The organism is Streptomyces sp. C1-1 (assembly GCF_050214755.1).
Classification (GTDB): Bacteria; Actinomycetota; Actinomycetes; order Streptomycetales; family Streptomycetaceae; genus Streptomyces.
Window position 1 is genome coordinate 5,986,199 of the sequence record NZ_CP189826.1, and the last position, 16,220, is coordinate 6,002,418.

The following is a 16,220-nucleotide window of genomic DNA, read 5'->3' on the forward strand; positions in this document are numbered from 1 at the left end:
GGCGCACGACCGTGGTCAACGCAGAGCCGCGGTCAGGGCCCGCGTCACCTCCTTGGTGAGGGGCGCGTGCAACTCGGGGGCGTCGACGCGCTCCACGCGGACGCTCGTGCAGTTCACCCAGCTCGCCGCCTCGACCAGTGCCTCCGCAACCGCCGGCACCGCCTTCGGGCCGTCCAGGGTGACCTGCTTCGCGACCAGCGTCGCGCCCTCACGGGCCGGATCCACCCGCCCGACGAGACGGCCGCCGGCCAGCACCGGCATCGCGAAGTAGCCGTACACCCGCTTGGGTTTGGGGACGTAGGCCTCCAGGCGGTGGGTGAAGCCGAAGATCCGCTCCGTGCGCGCCCGTTCCCAGACGAGGGAGTCGAACGGGGACAGCAGCGTGGTGCGGTGGCGGCCGCGCGGAGGTGTCTCCAGGGCGGCGGGATCGGCCCAGGCCGGCTTGCCCCAGCCCTCGACCGTGACCGGCACCAGACCCGAGTCGGCGATCACCGCGTCGAACTGCTCGCCCTTGAGACGGTGGTAGTCGGCGATGTCCGCGCGCGTGCCGACGCCCAGGGACTGGCCGGCCAGCCGGACCAGACGGCGCAGGCACTCCGGGTCGTCCAGCTCGTCGTGCAGCAGGGCGTCCGGGATCGCGCGCTCGGCCAGGTCGTACACGCGCTTCCAGCCGCGGCGCTGGACGCACACCACCTCGCCGTACATCAGGGCGCGCTCGACGGCCACCTTCGCGCCGGACCAGTCCCACCACTCGCTCGTGCGCTTGGCCCCGCCCAACTCCGTGGCCGTGAGCGGGCCTTCGGCGCGCAGCTGCTTGATGACCTGGTCGTAGGCGCCGTCGGGCAGATCGTGGTTCCAGTGCGGGCGCGCCCGGTAGGCGCGGCGGCGGAACGCGAAGTGGGGCCACTCCTCGACCGGGAGGATGCACGCCGCGTGGGACCAGTACTCGAAGGCGTGGGGCTCTCCGGACGCGGCGGTGTTCCAGTAGGCGTCCTCCACCGCCTTGCGGCCGACCGCGCCCAGGCGGGCGTAAGGGACGAGCTCGTGGGAGCGGGCCAGGACCGAGATCGTGTCCAGCTGGACCGCGCCGAGATGGCGCAGGACACCGCGGACACCGCCCTTGCGGTCGGGGGCGCCCAGGAAGCCCTGGGCACGGAGGGCGATGCGGCGGGCCTCGTCCGCCGAGAGGTCGGTGAGGGGACGCGGGGTCGTCATGGTCGGCACGATAGAGGGCGGCACTGACAACGGCCCTCGAGCTGGGCGTTCGTCATGCGTACCGCCCGCGGCACGACCGCCCGCGGGCTAGGTCGACGACACCTGCGCCGGCAGGTACGGGGCCGTCGACGGCAGTCCCAGGTCCGACGGCAGCAGGCCGCCCACCCAAGCGTCGCGGCGCACCCCGCCGTGGATGATCGCGGCGCGCAGGACGCCCTCCATGACGAAGCCCGCGCGTTCCGCCACCGCGCGCGAGGGATGGTTGCCGACCTCGGCGCGCCATTCCACGCGGTCCACGGACAGCTGGGTGAAGGCCCAGCGGCAGACCTCGACGACGGCCTCGGTCACATAACCGTTGCCGCGGTGCTCCCTCGTGCCCCAGAACCCGATCTCTGCGGTGCTCAGAGACCGCATGACGAGGTCCAGCATGCCCACCAGTTCCTCCCCATCGGGGAGGAAAAGACCGAAGGTGAGCAACGAACCGCTCTCCCAGCCCCTCGGGGCGATGTCCTCGGTGAAACTCCGCGCGTGTTCCAGGAGATAGGGCGAGGGGACCATCGTCCACCGCTGGATTTCGGCGTCCTGGGCGGCGGCGAACACCGCGTCGGTGTCCTGCGGGCCGACTCTGCGCAGAAGAAGACGGGCGGTCGTGAGCGTCACGGGTTCCATCGGCCGATTCTGCGCGGAGCCCGTGCGCGGACGCCATCTTTTTGCCGTGCGTGAGCGAGTGATCACAATTCGCGCAATTCATGGATCCGATCCGGCACCATCCGCCGGGCCCGTCCGTTGTCCCCTTTGAACCCGTCCGTCGGCCGCTTTGAACAAGATTTGAGGCGGTGCGCGGAGCACGGGACGGTCGTCGCCACAGCAGGCTCCCGGCTTGGCCGGGTCCTCGCATACGATGGCCGTTGCTCAGTGAGTCAAATGGAAACCGACCGTCCCAGGCCCGACCGGCAAGGAGACCAACCCCCGTGTCCGTCCTCTCGAAGATCATGCGTGCAGGCGAAGGCAAGATCCTGCGCAAGCTGCACCGCATCGCGGACCAGGTCAACTCCATCGAAGAGGACTTCGTCGACCTCTCCGACGCCGAGCTGCGGGCCCTCACCGATGATTACAAGGAGCGGATCGCAGAGGCTCTCGCGGACGAGCCCGACGAGTCCAAGCACGACGACATCATCGACAAGGTCCTCGACGAGCTGCTGCCCGAGGCGTTCGCCACGGTGCGCGAGGCCGCCAAGCGCGTGCTGGGCCAGCGTCACTACGACGTGCAGATGATGGGCGGCGCCGCCCTGCACCTCGGCTACGTCGCCGAGATGAAGACCGGTGAGGGCAAGACGCTCGTCGGCACCCTGCCCGCCTACCTCAACGCGCTCTCGGGCCGCGGCGTGCACCTCATCACGGTCAACGACTACCTGGCCGAGCGCGACTCCGAGATGATGGGCCGCGTCCACAAGTTCCTGGGCCTGTCCGTCGGTTGCATCCTCGCCAACATGACGCCGGCCGAGCGCCGCGAGCAGTACAACTGCGACATCACGTACGGCACGAACAACGAGTTCGGCTTCGACTACCTCCGCGACAACATGGCGTGGGCCAAGGACGAGCTCGTCCAGCGCGGCCACAACTACGCCATCGTCGACGAGGTCGACTCCATCCTCGTCGACGAGGCCCGTACGCCGCTGATCATCTCCGGTCCGGCCGACCAGGCCACCAAGTGGTACGGCGACTTCGCCAAGCTGGTCCTGCGCCTGAAGAAGGGCGAGGCGGGCAACCCCCTCAAGGGCATGGAGGAGACCGGCGACTACGACGTCGACGAGAAGAAGCGCACCGTCGCCATTCACGAGTCCGGCGTCAGCAAGGTCGAGGACTGGCTGGGCATCGACAACCTCTACGAGTCGGTGAACACGCCTCTGGTGGGCTACCTGAACAACGCCATCAAGGCCAAGGAGCTCTTCAAGAAGGACAAGGACTACGTCGTCATCGACGGCGAGGTCATGATCGTCGACGAGCACACCGGCCGTATCCTCGCCGGCCGCCGCTACAACGAGGGCATGCACCAGGCGATCGAGGCGAAGGAAGGGGTGGACATCAAGGACGAGAACCAGACGCTCGCCACGATCACCCTGCAGAACTTCTTCCGCCTCTACAGCAAGCTCTCCGGCATGACCGGTACGGCGATGACCGAGGCCGCCGAGTTCCACCAGATCTACAAGCTCGGCGTGGTCCCGATCCCCACCAACAAGCCGATGATCCGCAAGGACCAGTCGGACCTCATCTACCGCACCGAGGTCGCCAAGTTCGAGGCGGTCGTCGACGACATCGCGGAGAAGCACGAGAAGGGCCAGCCGATCCTCGTCGGCACGACGTCGGTCGAGAAGTCCGAGTACCTCTCGCAGCAGCTGTCCAAGCGCGGCATCCAGCACGAGGTCCTCAACGCCAAGCAGCACGACCGGGAGGCGACGATCGTCGCCCAGGCCGGCCGCAAGGGCGCCGTCACCGTGGCCACCAACATGGCCGGCCGTGGTACCGACATCAAGCTCGGCGGCAACCCCGAGGACCTCGCAGAGGCGGAGCTGCGCCAGCGCGGCCTCGACCCCGAGGAGCACATCGAGGAGTGGGCGCAGGCCCTGCCCGCCGCCCTGGAGCGGGCCGAGCAGGCGGTCAAGGCCGAGAAGGACGAGGTCGAGGACCTCGGCGGCCTGTACGTGCTGGGCACCGAGCGGCACGAGTCGCGCCGCATCGACAACCAGCTGCGCGGCCGTTCCGGCCGTCAGGGCGACCCCGGCGAGTCCCGCTTCTACCTCTCCCTCGGCGACGACCTGATGCGGCTGTTCAAGGCCCAGATGGTCGAGCGCGTGATGTCGATGGCGAACGTCCCGGACGACGTGCCGATCGAGAACAAGATGGTCACGCGCGCGATCGCGTCCGCGCAGTCGCAGGTCGAGCAGCAGAACTTCGAGACCCGTAAGAACGTCCTGAAGTACGACGAGGTCCTCAACCGCCAGCGCGAGGTCATCTACGGCGAGCGGCGCCGCGTCCTGGAGGGCGAGGACCTGCAGGAGCAGGTCGTGCACTTCATGGACGACACGATCGACGCGTACATCGCCGCGGAGACCGCCGAGGGCTTCGCGGAGGACTGGGACCTGGAGCGGCTGTGGGGCGCCTTCAAGCAGCTCTACCCGGTGAAGGTCACCATCGACGAGCTGGAGGAGGCGGCCGGTGACCGGGCCGGTCTGACCGCCGAGTTCATCTCCGAGTCCATCAAGGACGACATCCACGAGCAGTACGAGACGCGTGAGGCGCAGCTCGGCTCCGAGATCATGCGTGAGCTGGAGCGCCGGGTCGTGCTGTCGGTCCTGGACCGCAAGTGGCGCGAGCACCTCTACGAGATGGACTACCTCCAGGAGGGCATCGGCCTGCGCGCGATGGCGCAGAAGGACCCGCTGGTCGAGTACCAGCGCGAGGGCTTCGACATGTTCACCGCCATGATGGAGGGCATCAAGGAGGAGTCCGTCGGCTACCTGTTCAACCTGGAGGTCCAGGTCGAGCAGCAGGTCGAGGAGGTCCCGGTCGAGGACGCCGCACCGGTCGACATGCAGAAGCAGGACGTGGTGCCGGCGCAGGCGGGTGCCCGCCCGGAGATCCGCGCCAAGGGCCTGGACGCGCCGCAGCGCCGCAACCTGCACTTCTCCGCGCCGACCGTGGACGGCGAGGGCGGCACGATCGAGGGCGACTTCGTCGGCGACGAGGAGCCGGTGCGCTCCGAGGCCGACGGCCTCACCCGCGCGGAGCGCCGCAAGCAGTCGCGTGGCGGCCGGCGCCGCAAGAAGTAGGGCAAGAGCAACAGCGGCTTGAAGGGCCGGGTCACCCAGGGTGACCCGGCCCTTCGGCGTACGCGGCGCCCGCGGGGGTCAGGCGTCGTCGGCCGGGCGTGGCGGCCGGGCGCCGCCCAGTTCCACCGCCGTGCAGCGCCAGCGCAGGTCGCGGCCCCGTTCCAGGCGGAACGCCATGGCGCGCAGCTGATCGCCCGCGCCGATGCGGGCGAAGACCTCGACGGCGCCGGGACGTGCCTCGTAGTAGCCGATGTCGCGGACGACCGGGCGGGTTCCGCGGGCGCGCAGGGGGCCGCGTTCGGCGAGCCGGGCCAGTTCGTCGTAGGCGCGGCCCGCGGTGTGCCGGAGCATCGAGTGAACCGGCCGCTGACCGCTCAGGACGGCCAGGAGCAGGTCGGCGAAGACATCGGTGGGACGAGGCTGGGGAGGAGGCAGGCGGCGCGCCTGGGCGGGGACGGTGGGCGACGCGGCGCCGGGGACCGGTCGGGCCGGGGTCGGCAGGGCGTCGGGGGTGGCGCGCGTACCGGGCGCGGTGCCGGCCGTGGTGCGTGGGGCGGTGCCTGCGGTGCTCGGAGCCGTGGGTGGGCGGGAGTCTCCCGGCCCGGTGCCGGTCGCGCGGGAGCGGGGCGGGCGGCCGTCTCCCGGTGCGGTGCGCGCCGGGCTGCCGCCCGGGGTGCGGGGCGGGGCGCCCGCGGGGCGGCGGGAGTCCTGGCGGGCCGGCGGGCGGGAGCCCGGGCGGCGCTGGGCGGTCCTGGTCATGACCTTGTGCATGGAAGTCCCCGTTTCCTCGGTTCGCGAGACCGCCGGTACCGGTCGGTAACTTGGCGTTGGGGATCTTGTACGGGTTCGCGGTCGGCGGCGGCAAGGAAGGGCGCGTGCGCGTCGGGGCGGGCGGAAACTTCACCTATCAGAGTGATCGAGGGGCCCTTGGGCCGGTGTTCGCGCGGCCGCGGGGGGTGAATCGCGGGACGCGGGTCGACGGCCCGGGCGTCACGGGTGGGAACTCGAAAGGGGACCCCCGCGCGTATCCTGAAGGCCCTCCACAAGGTCCTTCGACCCCGACGAACAGGAAAGCGGCCAGCCATGCGCGTCTACGTCCCCCTGACCCTCCCCGGGCTCGCCGAGGCGTACAAGACGGGCGAGTTGGGCAGCGGACCGTTCGTCGCCTACGCCGTCACGCCCGCGTTGCGCGAGTGGTACCTGTCCGACGACATCGAGGAACTGGAGTACGCGGCGCTGAACCGTGCCGCGCTGGCCTCGCTGCGGCTGCTGGCCGCCGACCCGGGCGCCGCGCGCCGCCGGGTCGTGGTCGCCGTGGACGTGCCGGACGGTGCCGCGTCCGCCGACCCCGACCGTGGGCTCGACCCGGCCGCGCTGGGCGAGGTGCGGGTCACCGGATCCGTGGCGCTGGCCAAGGCGGCCGCCGTGCACGTCGACCTCGACGACGCGGAGGCGGACGTGGCCGCGGCGGCCGAGGCACTGGAGGCGGCGGACGGCGGGGACGACGACGCGCAGTTCGTGGTGGACGGGGCCGAGGACCACGAGCTGCTGTGGTACGCGACGCAGGAGATCCCCAACCTGGTGGGGCTCGCGGACTGAGCGCCTCCGCTCCCCTCGACCCGCCGGCCTCTTCATTGTCAGTGGCGGCGGGTACTTTTTCTGCATGGGGAAGCAAGCAGGGGCACACATCGTGTGGGACTGGAACGGGACGCTGTTCCACGACAACGACGCGATCATCGGGGCGACCAACGCGGCGTTCGCCGAGCTGGGCCTGGAGCCGATCACCATGGAGCAGTACCGGGCGCTGTACTGCGTGCCGGTGCCGAAGTTCTACGAGCGGCTGCTGGGCCGGCTGCCGACGGACGCCGAGTGGGAGCTCATGGACGAGGTCTTCCACCGGTACTACGCCGAGCACCGCGTGCGGTGCGGGCTGGCCGAGGGAGCGGTGGAGCTGCTCACCGGATGGACGTCGGCGGGGCGCAGCCAGTCGATCCTGAGCATGTACGTGCACGACGAACTGGTGCCGTTGGTGCGCGGCTTCGGTATCGAGGCGCACTTCATACGCGTCGACGGGCGGACCGGGCCGTCCGGCGGCAGCAAGGCCGAGCACATGGTGCGGCACCTGGCCTCGCTGCGCGGGGTCGATCCGGGGCGGACGGTGGTGATCGGGGACGCCGCGGACGACGCGGTGGCCGCGATGCACGTCGGTGCGCGGGCCGTGCTCTACACCGGGGGCTCGCACGGACGGGCCAGCCTCGAGGAGGTCGGCGTGCCGGTCGTGGACACCCTGGCGGAGGCGGTCGTGGAGGCGGAGCGGCTGGCGGCCTGACCGCCGAGGGCATCCCCGCCGAGGTCACGGCACCCTCGCCGCTATCACGTGGCCGGTGCCTTGGCCCTCAGCACCGTCAGGAACTCCCGCATCCACGCCGAATGGTCCGGCCAGGCCCGCGCGGACACCAGGGTGCCGTCCACCACCGCCTCCGCGTCCTGGAACTCGGCGCCGGCGGACTGCATGTCCGGCTCCAGCGCGGGATAGGCCGTGACGCGGCGGCCGCGGAGGCCGTCGACCGCGGCGGTGAGCAGGGGACCGTGGCAGATCTGGGCGACCGGCTTGTCGGCGTCGAAGAAGGACTTGAGGATCTTGCGCAGCTCGGGGTCGTTGCGCAGGTACTCGGGGGCCCGGCCGCCGGGGATGACCAGGGCCGCGTACTGGCCGGGTTCGACCTCGGCGAAGGCCAGGTCGGCGGGCCAGGTGTAGCCGGGCTTCTCGGTGTAGGTGTCGAAGCCGGGTTCGAAGTCGTGGACGACGAACCGCAGCTTCTTGCGGGCCGGGGCCGCGATGTGGACCTCGTAGCCCTCCTCGCGCAGGCGCTGGTAGGGGTACAGGACCTCGAGCGACTCGGCCGCGTCGCCGGTGACGATGAGGATTTTGGCTGTCATGTCGGCAACGTGCCTCCGCCGGGCGCGCTTGCCAAGGGGGTCTGCGTCGAGAGAGGTGAGGCAGTGGGGGAAGAAGGGGAAAGGTGGTCGCTAGTGCCTTGTGCGCTGTTTCGCTCCTGTGCAGAACGTCAAAGTTCCCCACCGGGTTTTGTACACATACGGCTCATGACGGGCCCCCTGTAGGGAGCGATAGCCTTGGTGGCGTGATCAGCGCGATAGCTCGCGGGGGCAATGTCGCCCCTGCCCTGCGCCCGACGCGCACGGAACACCTCCGTGGCCGGGCGGCGGTCGCTGGTCCTCGCGGGCGGGACGGGATCGCAAGGGTCCCCAGGACGCCGTACACACCCTCGGAACAGGCGATGCAGAGAGCAGCGTCACATCCCACGGGCGCGTCGAGAATGGCTGATAACCCCCCGCTCATCTCACCTTGCGGCATAGCGTCGGAGCAGACCGGAGAACCCGGGCCGTGGCGACGAGCCGCAGGGGAAGAGACCGTACTTCCTTCTACGTCACGCAACGGCGCGCGACAGGAGCCAGAGGACAATGCAGACCAAGCTGGACGAAGCCAAGGCCGAGCTGCTGGAGAGGGCTGCTCGGGTAGCTGAGAACAGCCCGGTCGGGGGGCACCTACCGACCGGGACGGCGGACGGGAGCACGCCCGACCGGGAGACCGTGCTCGCGTTCCTCCAGCGCTACTACCTGCACACCGCTCCGGAAGACCTGGGCGGCCGCGACCCGGTCGACGTCTTCGGAGCCGCGCTCTCGCACTACCGGCTGGCCGAGAACCGCCCCCAGGGCACGGCGAGCGTGCGGGTCCACACGCCCACGGTCGAGGAGAACGGGTGGACGTGCAGCCACTCGGTCGTCGAGGTGGTCACCGACGACATGCCCTTCCTCGTGGACTCCGTCACGAACGAGCTGACCCGGCAGGGGCGTGGCATCCACGTCGTCATCCACCCGCAGGTCTTCGTCCGCCGCGATGTGGCCGGCAAGCTCATCGAGGTGCTCCCGGCGAAGCCCGGCGGCAGTCTGCCGCACGACGCGCACGTCGAGTCCTGGATCCACGTCGAGATCGACCGCGAGACCGACCGCGGGGACCTCAAGCAGATCACCGCGGACCTGCTGCGGGTCCTGTCCGACGTCCGCGAGGCCGTCGAGGACTGGGACAAGATGCGCGACGCGGCGCTGCGCATGGCCGAGGAGCTGCCCGCCGAGCCCGTCGCGTCCGACCTGCGCGAGCAGGAGATCGAGGAGGCCCGCGAGCTGCTGCGCTGGCTGGCCGCCGACCACTTCACCTTCCTCGGCTACCGCGAGTACCAGCTGCGCGAGGACGACTCGCTGGCCGCCGTCCCCGGCACCGGACTCGGCATCCTGCGCTCCGACCCCCACCACGCGGGCGAGGAGGGCCACCCGGTCAGCCCGTCCTTCGAGCGGCTGCCCGCCGACGCCCGCGCCAAGGCCCGCGAGCACAAGCTCCTCATCCTCACCAAGGCCAACAGCCGCGCCACCGTGCACCGGCCGTCGTACCTGGACTACATCGGCGTCAAGAAGTTCGACGAGCAGGGCAACGTCGTCGGTGAGCGCCGCTTCCTCGGCCTGTTCTCCTCCGCCGCGTACACCGAGTCGGTGCGCCGGGTCCCCGTCATCCGCCGCAAGGTCGACGAGGTCCTGCAGCGTGCCGGGTTCTCGCCCAACAGCCACGACGGCCGCGACCTGCTGCAGATCCTGGAGACCTACCCGCGCGACGAGCTCTTCCAGACGCCGGCCGACGAACTGCAGTCCATCGTCACGTCCGTGCTGTACCTGCAGGAGCGCCGGCGACTGCGCCTCTACCTGCGCCAGGACGAGTACGGCCGCTACTACTCGGCTCTCGTCTACCTCCCGCGCGACCGCTACACCACCGGTGTGCGGCTGAGGATCATCGACATCCTCAAGGAGGAACTCGGCGGCATCAGCGTCGACTTCACCGCCTGGAACACCGAGTCGATCCTGTCCCGGCTGCACTTCGTGGTCCGCGTCCCGCAGGGCACCGAGCTGCCCGAGCTGTCGGACTCCGACAAGGAGCGCATCGAGGCGCGCCTGGTGGAGGCCGCGCGGTCCTGGGCCGACGGCTTCGCGGAGGCGCTGAACGCCGAGTGCGGCGAGGAGAAGGCCGCCGAGCTGCTGCGCCGCTACAACAACGCCTTCCCCGAGGGCTACAAGGCCGACCACACCCCGCGGGCCGCGGTCGCCGACCTGGTCCACCTGGAGCAGCTCAGCGAGGCCCAGGAGCAGAGCGGCCAGGACTTCTCGCTCAGCCTGTACGAGCCGGTGGGCGCGGCGCCGGAGGAGCGCCGGTTCAAGATCTACCGCCGGGGCGACGCGGTCTCCCTGTCCGCGGTGCTGCCGGTCCTCAGCCGGCTCGGCGTCGAGGTCACGGACGAGCGGCCGTACGAACTGCGCTGCGCGGACCGCACCACCGCCTGGATCTACGACTTCGGTCTGCGCATGCCCAAGGCGCAGAACGGCGGCGGAGACTATCTCGGCGACGACGCCCGCGAGCGCGTCCAGGACGCCTTCGCGGCCACCTGGACGGGCAAGGCCGAGAACGACGGCTTCAACGCGCTCGTGCTGAGCGCCGGCCTGAACTGGCGGCAGGCGATGGTGCTGCGGGCGTACGCCAAGTACCTGCGACAGGCCGGCTCCACCTTCTCGCAGGACTACATGGAGGACACCCTCCGCAACAACGTCCACACCACCCGGCTGCTCGTCTCCCTGTTCGAGGCGCGGATGTCGCCGGACCGCCAGCGCGCGGGCCACGAGATCGTCGACGCCCTCCTCGAGGAGGTCGACGCGGCGCTCGACCAGGTCGCGAGCCTCGACGAGGACCGGATCCTCAGGTCCTTCCTGACCGTCATCAAGGCGACCCTTCGGACGAACTTCTTCCAGGAGGCCACGGGCGGCAGGCCGCACGACTACGTCTCCATGAAGTTCGACCCGCAGGCGATCCCCGACCTGCCCGCGCCGCGCCCGGCGTTCGAGATCTGGGTCTACTCGCCGCGCGTCGAGGGCGTGCACCTGCGCTTCGGCAAGGTCGCGCGCGGCGGTCTGCGCTGGTCCGACCGGCGCGAGGACTTCCGCACCGAGATCCTCGGCCTGGTCAAGGCGCAGATGGTGAAGAACACCGTCATCGTGCCGGTCGGCGCCAAGGGCGGCTTCGTCGCCAAGCAGCTGCCGGACCCGGCAGTGGACCGGGACGCGTGGCTGGCCGAGGGCATCGCCAGCTACAAGATGTTCATCTCCGGACTGCTCGACATCACCGACAACATGGTCGCGGGCGAGGTCGTGCCCCCGCAGGACGTCGTCCGGCACGACGAGGAGGACACCTACCTCGTCGTCGCCGCCGACAAGGGCACCGCGACCTTCTCCGACATCGCCAACGGGGTCGCCGAGAAGTACAACTTCTGGCTCGGCGACGCCTTCGCCTCCGGCGGCTCGGCCGGCTACGACCACAAGGGCATGGGCATCACCGCCCGCGGCGCCTGGGAGTCGGTCAAGCGGCACTTCCGCGAGCTCGGCGTCGACACGCAGAGCGAGGACTTCACGGTCGTCGGCATCGGCGACATGTCCGGCGACGTGTTCGGCAACGGCATGCTGCTCAGCGAGCACATCCGCCTGGTCGCCGCCTTCGACCACCGGCACATCTTCATCGACCCGAACCCGGACGCGGCCACCTCCTACGCCGAGCGCCGCCGCATCTTCGAGCTGCCGCGCTCCAGCTGGGCCGACTACGACACCGAGCTGATCTCGGCCGGCGGCGGCGTGTTCCCGCGGACCGCCAAGGCCATCGCGCTCAACTCGCACATCCGTGAGGCCCTCGGCATCGAGGGCAAGATCTCCAAGATGACCCCGGCCGACCTGATGCGGGCCATCCTGCAGGCGCCGGTGGACCTGCTGTGGAACGGCGGCATCGGTACGTACGTCAAGGCGTCCACCGAGTCCCACGCGGACGCCGGCGACAAGGCCAACGACCCGATCCGCGTCGACGGCGCCGACCTGCAGGTCAAGGTCGTCGGCGAGGGCGGCAACCTGGGCCTGACCCAGCTCGGCCGGATCGAGTTCGCCCGGCACGGCGGCAAGATCAACACGGACGCGATCGACAACAGCGCGGGCGTGGACACCTCCGACCACGAGGTGAACATCAAGATCCTGCTCAACGGCCTGGTCACCGAGGGCGACATGACCGTCAAGCAGCGCAACAAGCTGCTCGCCGAGATGACCGACGAGGTCGGCCGGCTGGTCCTGCGCAACAACTACGCGCAGAACACGGCGCTCGCCAACGCCCTCGCCCAGTCCAAGGACATGCTCCACGCCCAGCAGCGGTTCATCCGCCACCTGGTGCGCGAGGGCCACCTCGACCGGGCGCTGGAGTTCTTGCCCACCGACCGCCAGATCCGCGAACGCCTCGGCGCCGCACAGGGGCTGACGAGCCCGGAGACGGCCGTCCTGCTGGCGTACACGAAGATCACGGTCGCCGACGAACTGCTGCACACGTCCCTGCCGGACGACGCGTACCTGCGCGGTCTGCTGCACGCGTACTTCCCGACGGCGCTGCGCGAGCAGTTCCCCGAGTTCATCGACAGCCACCCGCTGCGCCGCGAGATCGTCACGACCGTGCTGGTCAACGACACGGTCAACACGGGCGGTACGACGTATCTGCACCGTCTGCGCGAGGAGACGGGTGCCTCGCTGGAGGAGATCGTGCGGGCGCAGACCGCGGCGCGGGCGATCTTCTGCTCGGCCCCGGTGTGGGACGCGGTCGAGGAGCTGGACAACCGGGTCGAGGCCGCCGTGCAGACCCGTATCCGCCTGCACTCCCGCCGTCTGGTCGAGCGCGGTACGCGCTGGCTGCTCAACAACCGCCCGCAGCCCCTGCAGCTCGCCGAGACGGTCGAGTTCTTCGCCGAGCGCGTCGAGCAGGTCTGGCAGCAGCTGCCGAAGCTGCTGCGCGGCGCGGACCTGGAGTGGTGGCAGAAGATCTACGACGAGCTGACGGACGCCGGCGTCACGGACGAACTCGCCACGCGCGTGGCCGGGTTCTCCTCCGCCTTCCCGGCGCTGGACATCGTCTCGATCGGCGACCGCATGGGCCGGGACCCGATGGACGTCGCCGAGGTCTACTACGACCTCGCCGACCGGCTGCACATCACCCAGCTCATGGACCGCATCATCGAGCTGCCCCGCGCCGACCGCTGGCAGTCCATGGCCCGCGCCTCCATCCGCGAGGATCTCTTCGCGGCCCACGCGGCGCTGACGGCGGACGTCCTGGCGGTGGGCAACGGCACTTCGACCCCCGAGCAGCGCTTCAAGGCCTGGGAGGAGAAGAACGCGGCGATCCTGGGCCGGGCGCGCACGACGCTGGAGGAGATCCAGGGTTCGGAGACGTTCGACCTCGCCAACCTGTCGGTGGCGATGCGGACGATGCGCACGCTGCTGCGGACGCACTCGTAGTGGCGGTACGTCGTCCATGACGAAGGGGGCGCCCCGGGCCGGTGTGGCTCGGGGCGCCCCCTTCGTGGTGCGGCGGGCTCAGGCGGCCTTGTTCGGCCTGGGCTTGTCGGCGCCGCCGGTGAACTCCTCGTACGCCGCCATGACCTCCTCGGTCGGGCCGTCCATGCGCAGCTCGCCGCGCTCCAGCCACAGCACGCGTTCGCAGGTGTCGCGGATCGACTTGTTGTTGTGGCTGACGAGGAACACCGTGCCCGCCTGCTGGCGCAGTTCGCGGATGCGTCCCTCGGACCGCTTCTGGAAGGACCGGTCGCCGGTGGCGAGCGCCTCGTCGATGAGGAGGACGTCGTGGTCCTTGGCGGCTGCGATGGAGAAGCGCAGGCGGGCGCCCATGCCGGAGGAGTACGTCCGCATGGGGAGGGTGATGAAGTCGCCCTTCTCGTTGATGCCGGAGAAGTCGACGATCGACTGGTAGCGGTCCTTGATCTCCTCGCGGGACATGCCCATCGCCAGGCCGCCGAGGAAGACGTTCCTCTCGCCGGTCAGATCGCCCATCAGGGCCGCGTTGACGCCGAGGAGGGAGGGCTGGCCGTGGGTGTAGATGTGGCCGTTCTCCACCGGAAGCAGGCCCGCGATCGCCTTGAGCAGGGTCGACTTGCCGGAACCGTTGGTGCCGATGAGGCCGATCGCCTCGCCCTTGTACGCGACGAACGACACGTTCTTGACGGCGTGCACCTTGCGCACGCCGGCCGCCTGCTCGGCCTTCTGCCGGCGCAGCATGCGGTTGAGGGCGGCGGTGGCGGAGCCCCTGCCGGCGCCGGTGCCGTTGACGCGGTAGACGATGTCGACGCCGTCGACGACGATCGTCGGGATCAGCTCGCCGGGCACGGTGTCGGTGGGCGCCGTGCCGGTGGGGATCCGGTCGGTGATCTCGAAGGTCTGCTCAGCCACGGCCGTAGGTCTCCTCAGCCTTCCAGAAGTAGATGAAGCCACCGACGCCGGCGAGCAGGGCCCAGCCGGTCGCGGCCGCCCACACGTGAGGGGGCAGCTGACTGGCGTGGAAGCTGTCGATGAGCGCGTAGCGCATGAGGTCGATGTAGACGGCGGCCGGGTTGGTCTCCAGCGCGAGCGTCACCGCGTGGGGGAGGTGGTCGCCCTTGGTCAGCTTGTCGATGCTCCACATGACGCCGGACACGTACATCCAGGTGCGCAGGATGAACGGCATCAGCTGGGCGATGTCGGGGGTCTTGGCGCCCATCCGCGCCATGATCATCGAGACGCCGGTGTTGAACATGAACTGCAGGACCAGCGCCGGGAGCGCCAGCACCCAGGAGACGGCGACGGGAACGCCGAAGCAGAGCAGGATGACGATCAGGGCGGCCATCGAGAACAGCAGTTGCTGGAGCTGTTGGAGGCAGAAGGAGATCGGCAGCGCGGCCCGCGGGAAGTGCAGGGCCCGCACCAGGCCGAGGTTGCCGGAGATCGCGCGGGTTCCGGCCATGATCGAGCTCTGCGTGAACGTCCAGATGAACACGCCCGTGACCAGGAACGGGATGTAGTCGGGCACGTGCCGCTTGGTGCCCAGCAGGACGCCGAAGATGAAGTAGTACACCGCCGCGTTCAGCAGCGGGGTCATGACCTGCCAGACCTGGCCGAGCTTCGCCTGGCTGTACTGCGCGGTGAGCTTGGCGGTGGCGAACGCGGTGATGAAGTGGCGCCGGGCCCACAGCTGCCGGACGTACTCGGGCAGGGAGGGGCGGGCACCGCTGACCGTGAGGCCGTGGCGGGCGGCGAGGGCCGCGAGGTCGTCGTCGGCCGCGGCCGACGTCGAGGGCGGTGTGTGGAGGACCTGGCTCACATCCGGTGCTTTCGCTCGGGGGAGGGGGTGGCGCTGGAAAGCTCTGTGACGCCGTGTCCCTTTGCCCCGCGTTTCCTTACGCTTCTCTTCACGTTCTCTTACGTCGGGACGGGACCGTATCGTCGTGACGTGAGCGTAGGCCGAGTCGGCGTCGGAACGCAACCGTTTCGTCGTGACGTGTCACGTCGGGACGGGGCGGTTTCGTCGTGACGTTGAGCGTGGGGACGGGACCGTATCGTCGCAACGCCCTATGCTGGACCGCATGACGACGAACGCCGACGAGCCCCAGACGCGTCCGCGCCGCCGGACCCCCGCCGGGGCGGCCGTGCTCCGGGAGGACGTGACGGAGGCCATCCGGGCGGCCGTCTTCGAGGAACTCGCGGCCGTCGGCTACGCGCGCATGTCGATCGAGGGCATCGCGCGCCGCGCGGGCGTCGGCAAGACGGCCGTGTACCGCCGCTGGAAGTCCAAGCTGCACCTGGTCCTCGACGTCGTCTCGGCGCTCGCGGTGATGGGCCTGCCGGCGCCCGACACCGGCTCCCTGGAGAGCGACCTGCGCCTGCTGTACGAGGTCACCTCCCGCGCCCTGCGCCACCCGGTGGCCTCGCAGATCATCCCGGACCTGCAGGCCGAGGCGGCCCGCAACCCGGAGATCGCCGAGGCCATGCAGAAGACGCTGCGCGAGGGCCAGGAGAGCGTGGCCCTGAAGATCCTGGTCGCGGCCGAGCAGCGCGGCGAGATCCGCGAGGGCTTCGACGACGAGCTGGCCCTCGACGTGATCTCCGGCCCCCTGTACTGGCGCTCGGTGGTGATCCGCAGCCCCAAGCTGCCCAAGGGCTACCTGGACGCCCTGGCGCGGGCCACCGCGCAGGCCGTCAAGGCGCTGTGAA

The 16,220-nt window shown here is 70.2% G+C and carries 11 protein-coding genes; 5 read left to right on the forward strand and 6 right to left on the reverse strand.

Annotated elements, in window-relative coordinates; genetic code table 11:
* Positions 1-15 precede the first annotated feature (15 nt).
* Complete coding sequence (locus ACQF4J_RS27395; protein ID WP_351570748.1) at positions 16-1,215, reverse strand: winged helix-turn-helix domain-containing protein; 1,200 nt, start codon at positions 1,213-1,215, stop codon at positions 16-18.
* An 87-nt stretch (positions 1,216-1,302) separates the two neighbouring features.
* Positions 1,303-1,884, reverse strand: coding sequence for a GNAT family N-acetyltransferase (locus ACQF4J_RS27400; RefSeq protein ID WP_427166998.1), 582 nt, complete (start codon positions 1,882-1,884; stop codon positions 1,303-1,305).
* A 302-nt stretch (positions 1,885-2,186) separates the two neighbouring features.
* Here ACQF4J_RS27400 and secA point away from each other — a divergent pair, with 302 nt between their 5' ends.
* On the forward strand, positions 2,187-5,045 hold the full coding sequence (gene secA, locus ACQF4J_RS27405) for a preprotein translocase subunit SecA (RefSeq protein WP_351570742.1): 2,859 nt from the start codon (positions 2,187-2,189) through the stop codon (positions 5,043-5,045).
* A gap of 78 nt (positions 5,046-5,123) precedes the next feature.
* On the opposite strand, the gene ACQF4J_RS27410 is transcribed toward secA, so the two are convergent.
* Positions 5,124-5,816 (reverse strand): Rv3235 family protein, encoded by a 693-nt coding sequence (locus ACQF4J_RS27410; RefSeq protein ID WP_351570739.1) that lies wholly within the window; start codon positions 5,814-5,816, stop codon positions 5,124-5,126.
* Between the two features lie 312 nt (positions 5,817-6,128).
* On the opposite strand from ACQF4J_RS27410, the gene ACQF4J_RS27415 reads away from it, so the two are divergent.
* On the forward strand, positions 6,129-6,644 hold the full coding sequence (locus tag ACQF4J_RS27415) for a DUF6912 family protein (RefSeq protein ID WP_351570737.1): 516 nt from the start codon (positions 6,129-6,131) through the stop codon (positions 6,642-6,644).
* A 64-nt stretch (positions 6,645-6,708) separates the two neighbouring features.
* A complete protein-coding gene (locus tag ACQF4J_RS27420) occupies positions 6,709-7,374 on the forward strand; it encodes an HAD family hydrolase (protein WP_351570734.1) in 666 nt (221 codons plus the stop codon).
* Between the two features lie 44 nt (positions 7,375-7,418).
* Here ACQF4J_RS27420 and ACQF4J_RS27425 read toward each other — a convergent pair whose 3' ends face one another.
* Complete coding sequence (locus tag ACQF4J_RS27425) at positions 7,419-7,985, reverse strand: DJ-1/PfpI family protein (protein WP_351570731.1); 567 nt, start codon at positions 7,983-7,985, stop codon at positions 7,419-7,421.
* 543 nt (positions 7,986-8,528) lie between these two features.
* Between ACQF4J_RS27425 and ACQF4J_RS27430 the strand changes: the two genes are divergently transcribed.
* A complete protein-coding gene (locus tag ACQF4J_RS27430) occupies positions 8,529-13,475 on the forward strand; it encodes an NAD-glutamate dehydrogenase (protein ID WP_351800115.1) in 4,947 nt (1,648 codons plus the stop codon).
* A gap of 78 nt (positions 13,476-13,553) precedes the next feature.
* Here the strand turns inward: ACQF4J_RS27430 and ACQF4J_RS27435 are convergent, their stop codons facing one another.
* Both ACQF4J_RS27435 and ACQF4J_RS27440 read right to left on the reverse strand, forming a co-directional pair.
* Positions 13,554-14,423 (reverse strand): ABC transporter ATP-binding protein, encoded by an 870-nt coding sequence (locus tag ACQF4J_RS27435; protein WP_427167002.1) that lies wholly within the window; start codon positions 14,421-14,423, stop codon positions 13,554-13,556.
* Entirely contained in the window at positions 14,416-15,330 is a 915-nt protein-coding gene (locus tag ACQF4J_RS27440) for an ABC transporter permease (RefSeq protein ID WP_427167004.1), read from the reverse strand. Before ACQF4J_RS27440 ends, ACQF4J_RS27435 begins: the two co-directional genes overlap by 8 nt.
* A 250-nt stretch (positions 15,331-15,580) precedes the next feature.
* Between ACQF4J_RS27440 and ACQF4J_RS27445 the strand changes: the two genes are divergently transcribed.
* A complete protein-coding gene (locus ACQF4J_RS27445; protein ID WP_427167005.1) occupies positions 15,581-16,219 on the forward strand; it encodes a TetR/AcrR family transcriptional regulator in 639 nt (212 codons plus the stop codon).
* Position 16,220: the final 1 nt, after the last annotated feature.

Excerpts from the sequence above, each read along its gene's own strand:
- ACQF4J_RS27420 (WP_351570734.1), top strand. The coding sequence starts at position 6,709 with ATGGGGAAGCAAGCAGGGGCACACATCGTGTGGGACTGGAACGGGACG.
- ACQF4J_RS27410 (WP_351570739.1), bottom strand. The coding sequence starts at position 5,816 with ATGCACAAGGTCATGACCAGGACCGCCCAGCGCCGCCCGGGCTCCCGC.
- ACQF4J_RS27400 (WP_427166998.1), bottom strand. The coding sequence starts at position 1,884 with ATGGAACCCGTGACGCTCACGACCGCCCGTCTTCTTCTGCGCAGAGTC.
- ACQF4J_RS27445 (WP_427167005.1), top strand. The coding sequence starts at position 15,581 with ATGCTGGACCGCATGACGACGAACGCCGACGAGCCCCAGACGCGTCCG.
- ACQF4J_RS27425 (WP_351570731.1), bottom strand. The coding sequence starts at position 7,985 with ATGACAGCCAAAATCCTCATCGTCACCGGCGACGCGGCCGAGTCGCTC.
- ACQF4J_RS27395 (WP_351570748.1), bottom strand. The coding sequence starts at position 1,215 with ATGACGACCCCGCGTCCCCTCACCGACCTCTCGGCGGACGAGGCCCGC.
- ACQF4J_RS27430 (WP_351800115.1), top strand. The coding sequence starts at position 8,529 with ATGCAGACCAAGCTGGACGAAGCCAAGGCCGAGCTGCTGGAGAGGGCT.
- ACQF4J_RS27415 (WP_351570737.1), top strand. The coding sequence starts at position 6,129 with ATGCGCGTCTACGTCCCCCTGACCCTCCCCGGGCTCGCCGAGGCGTAC.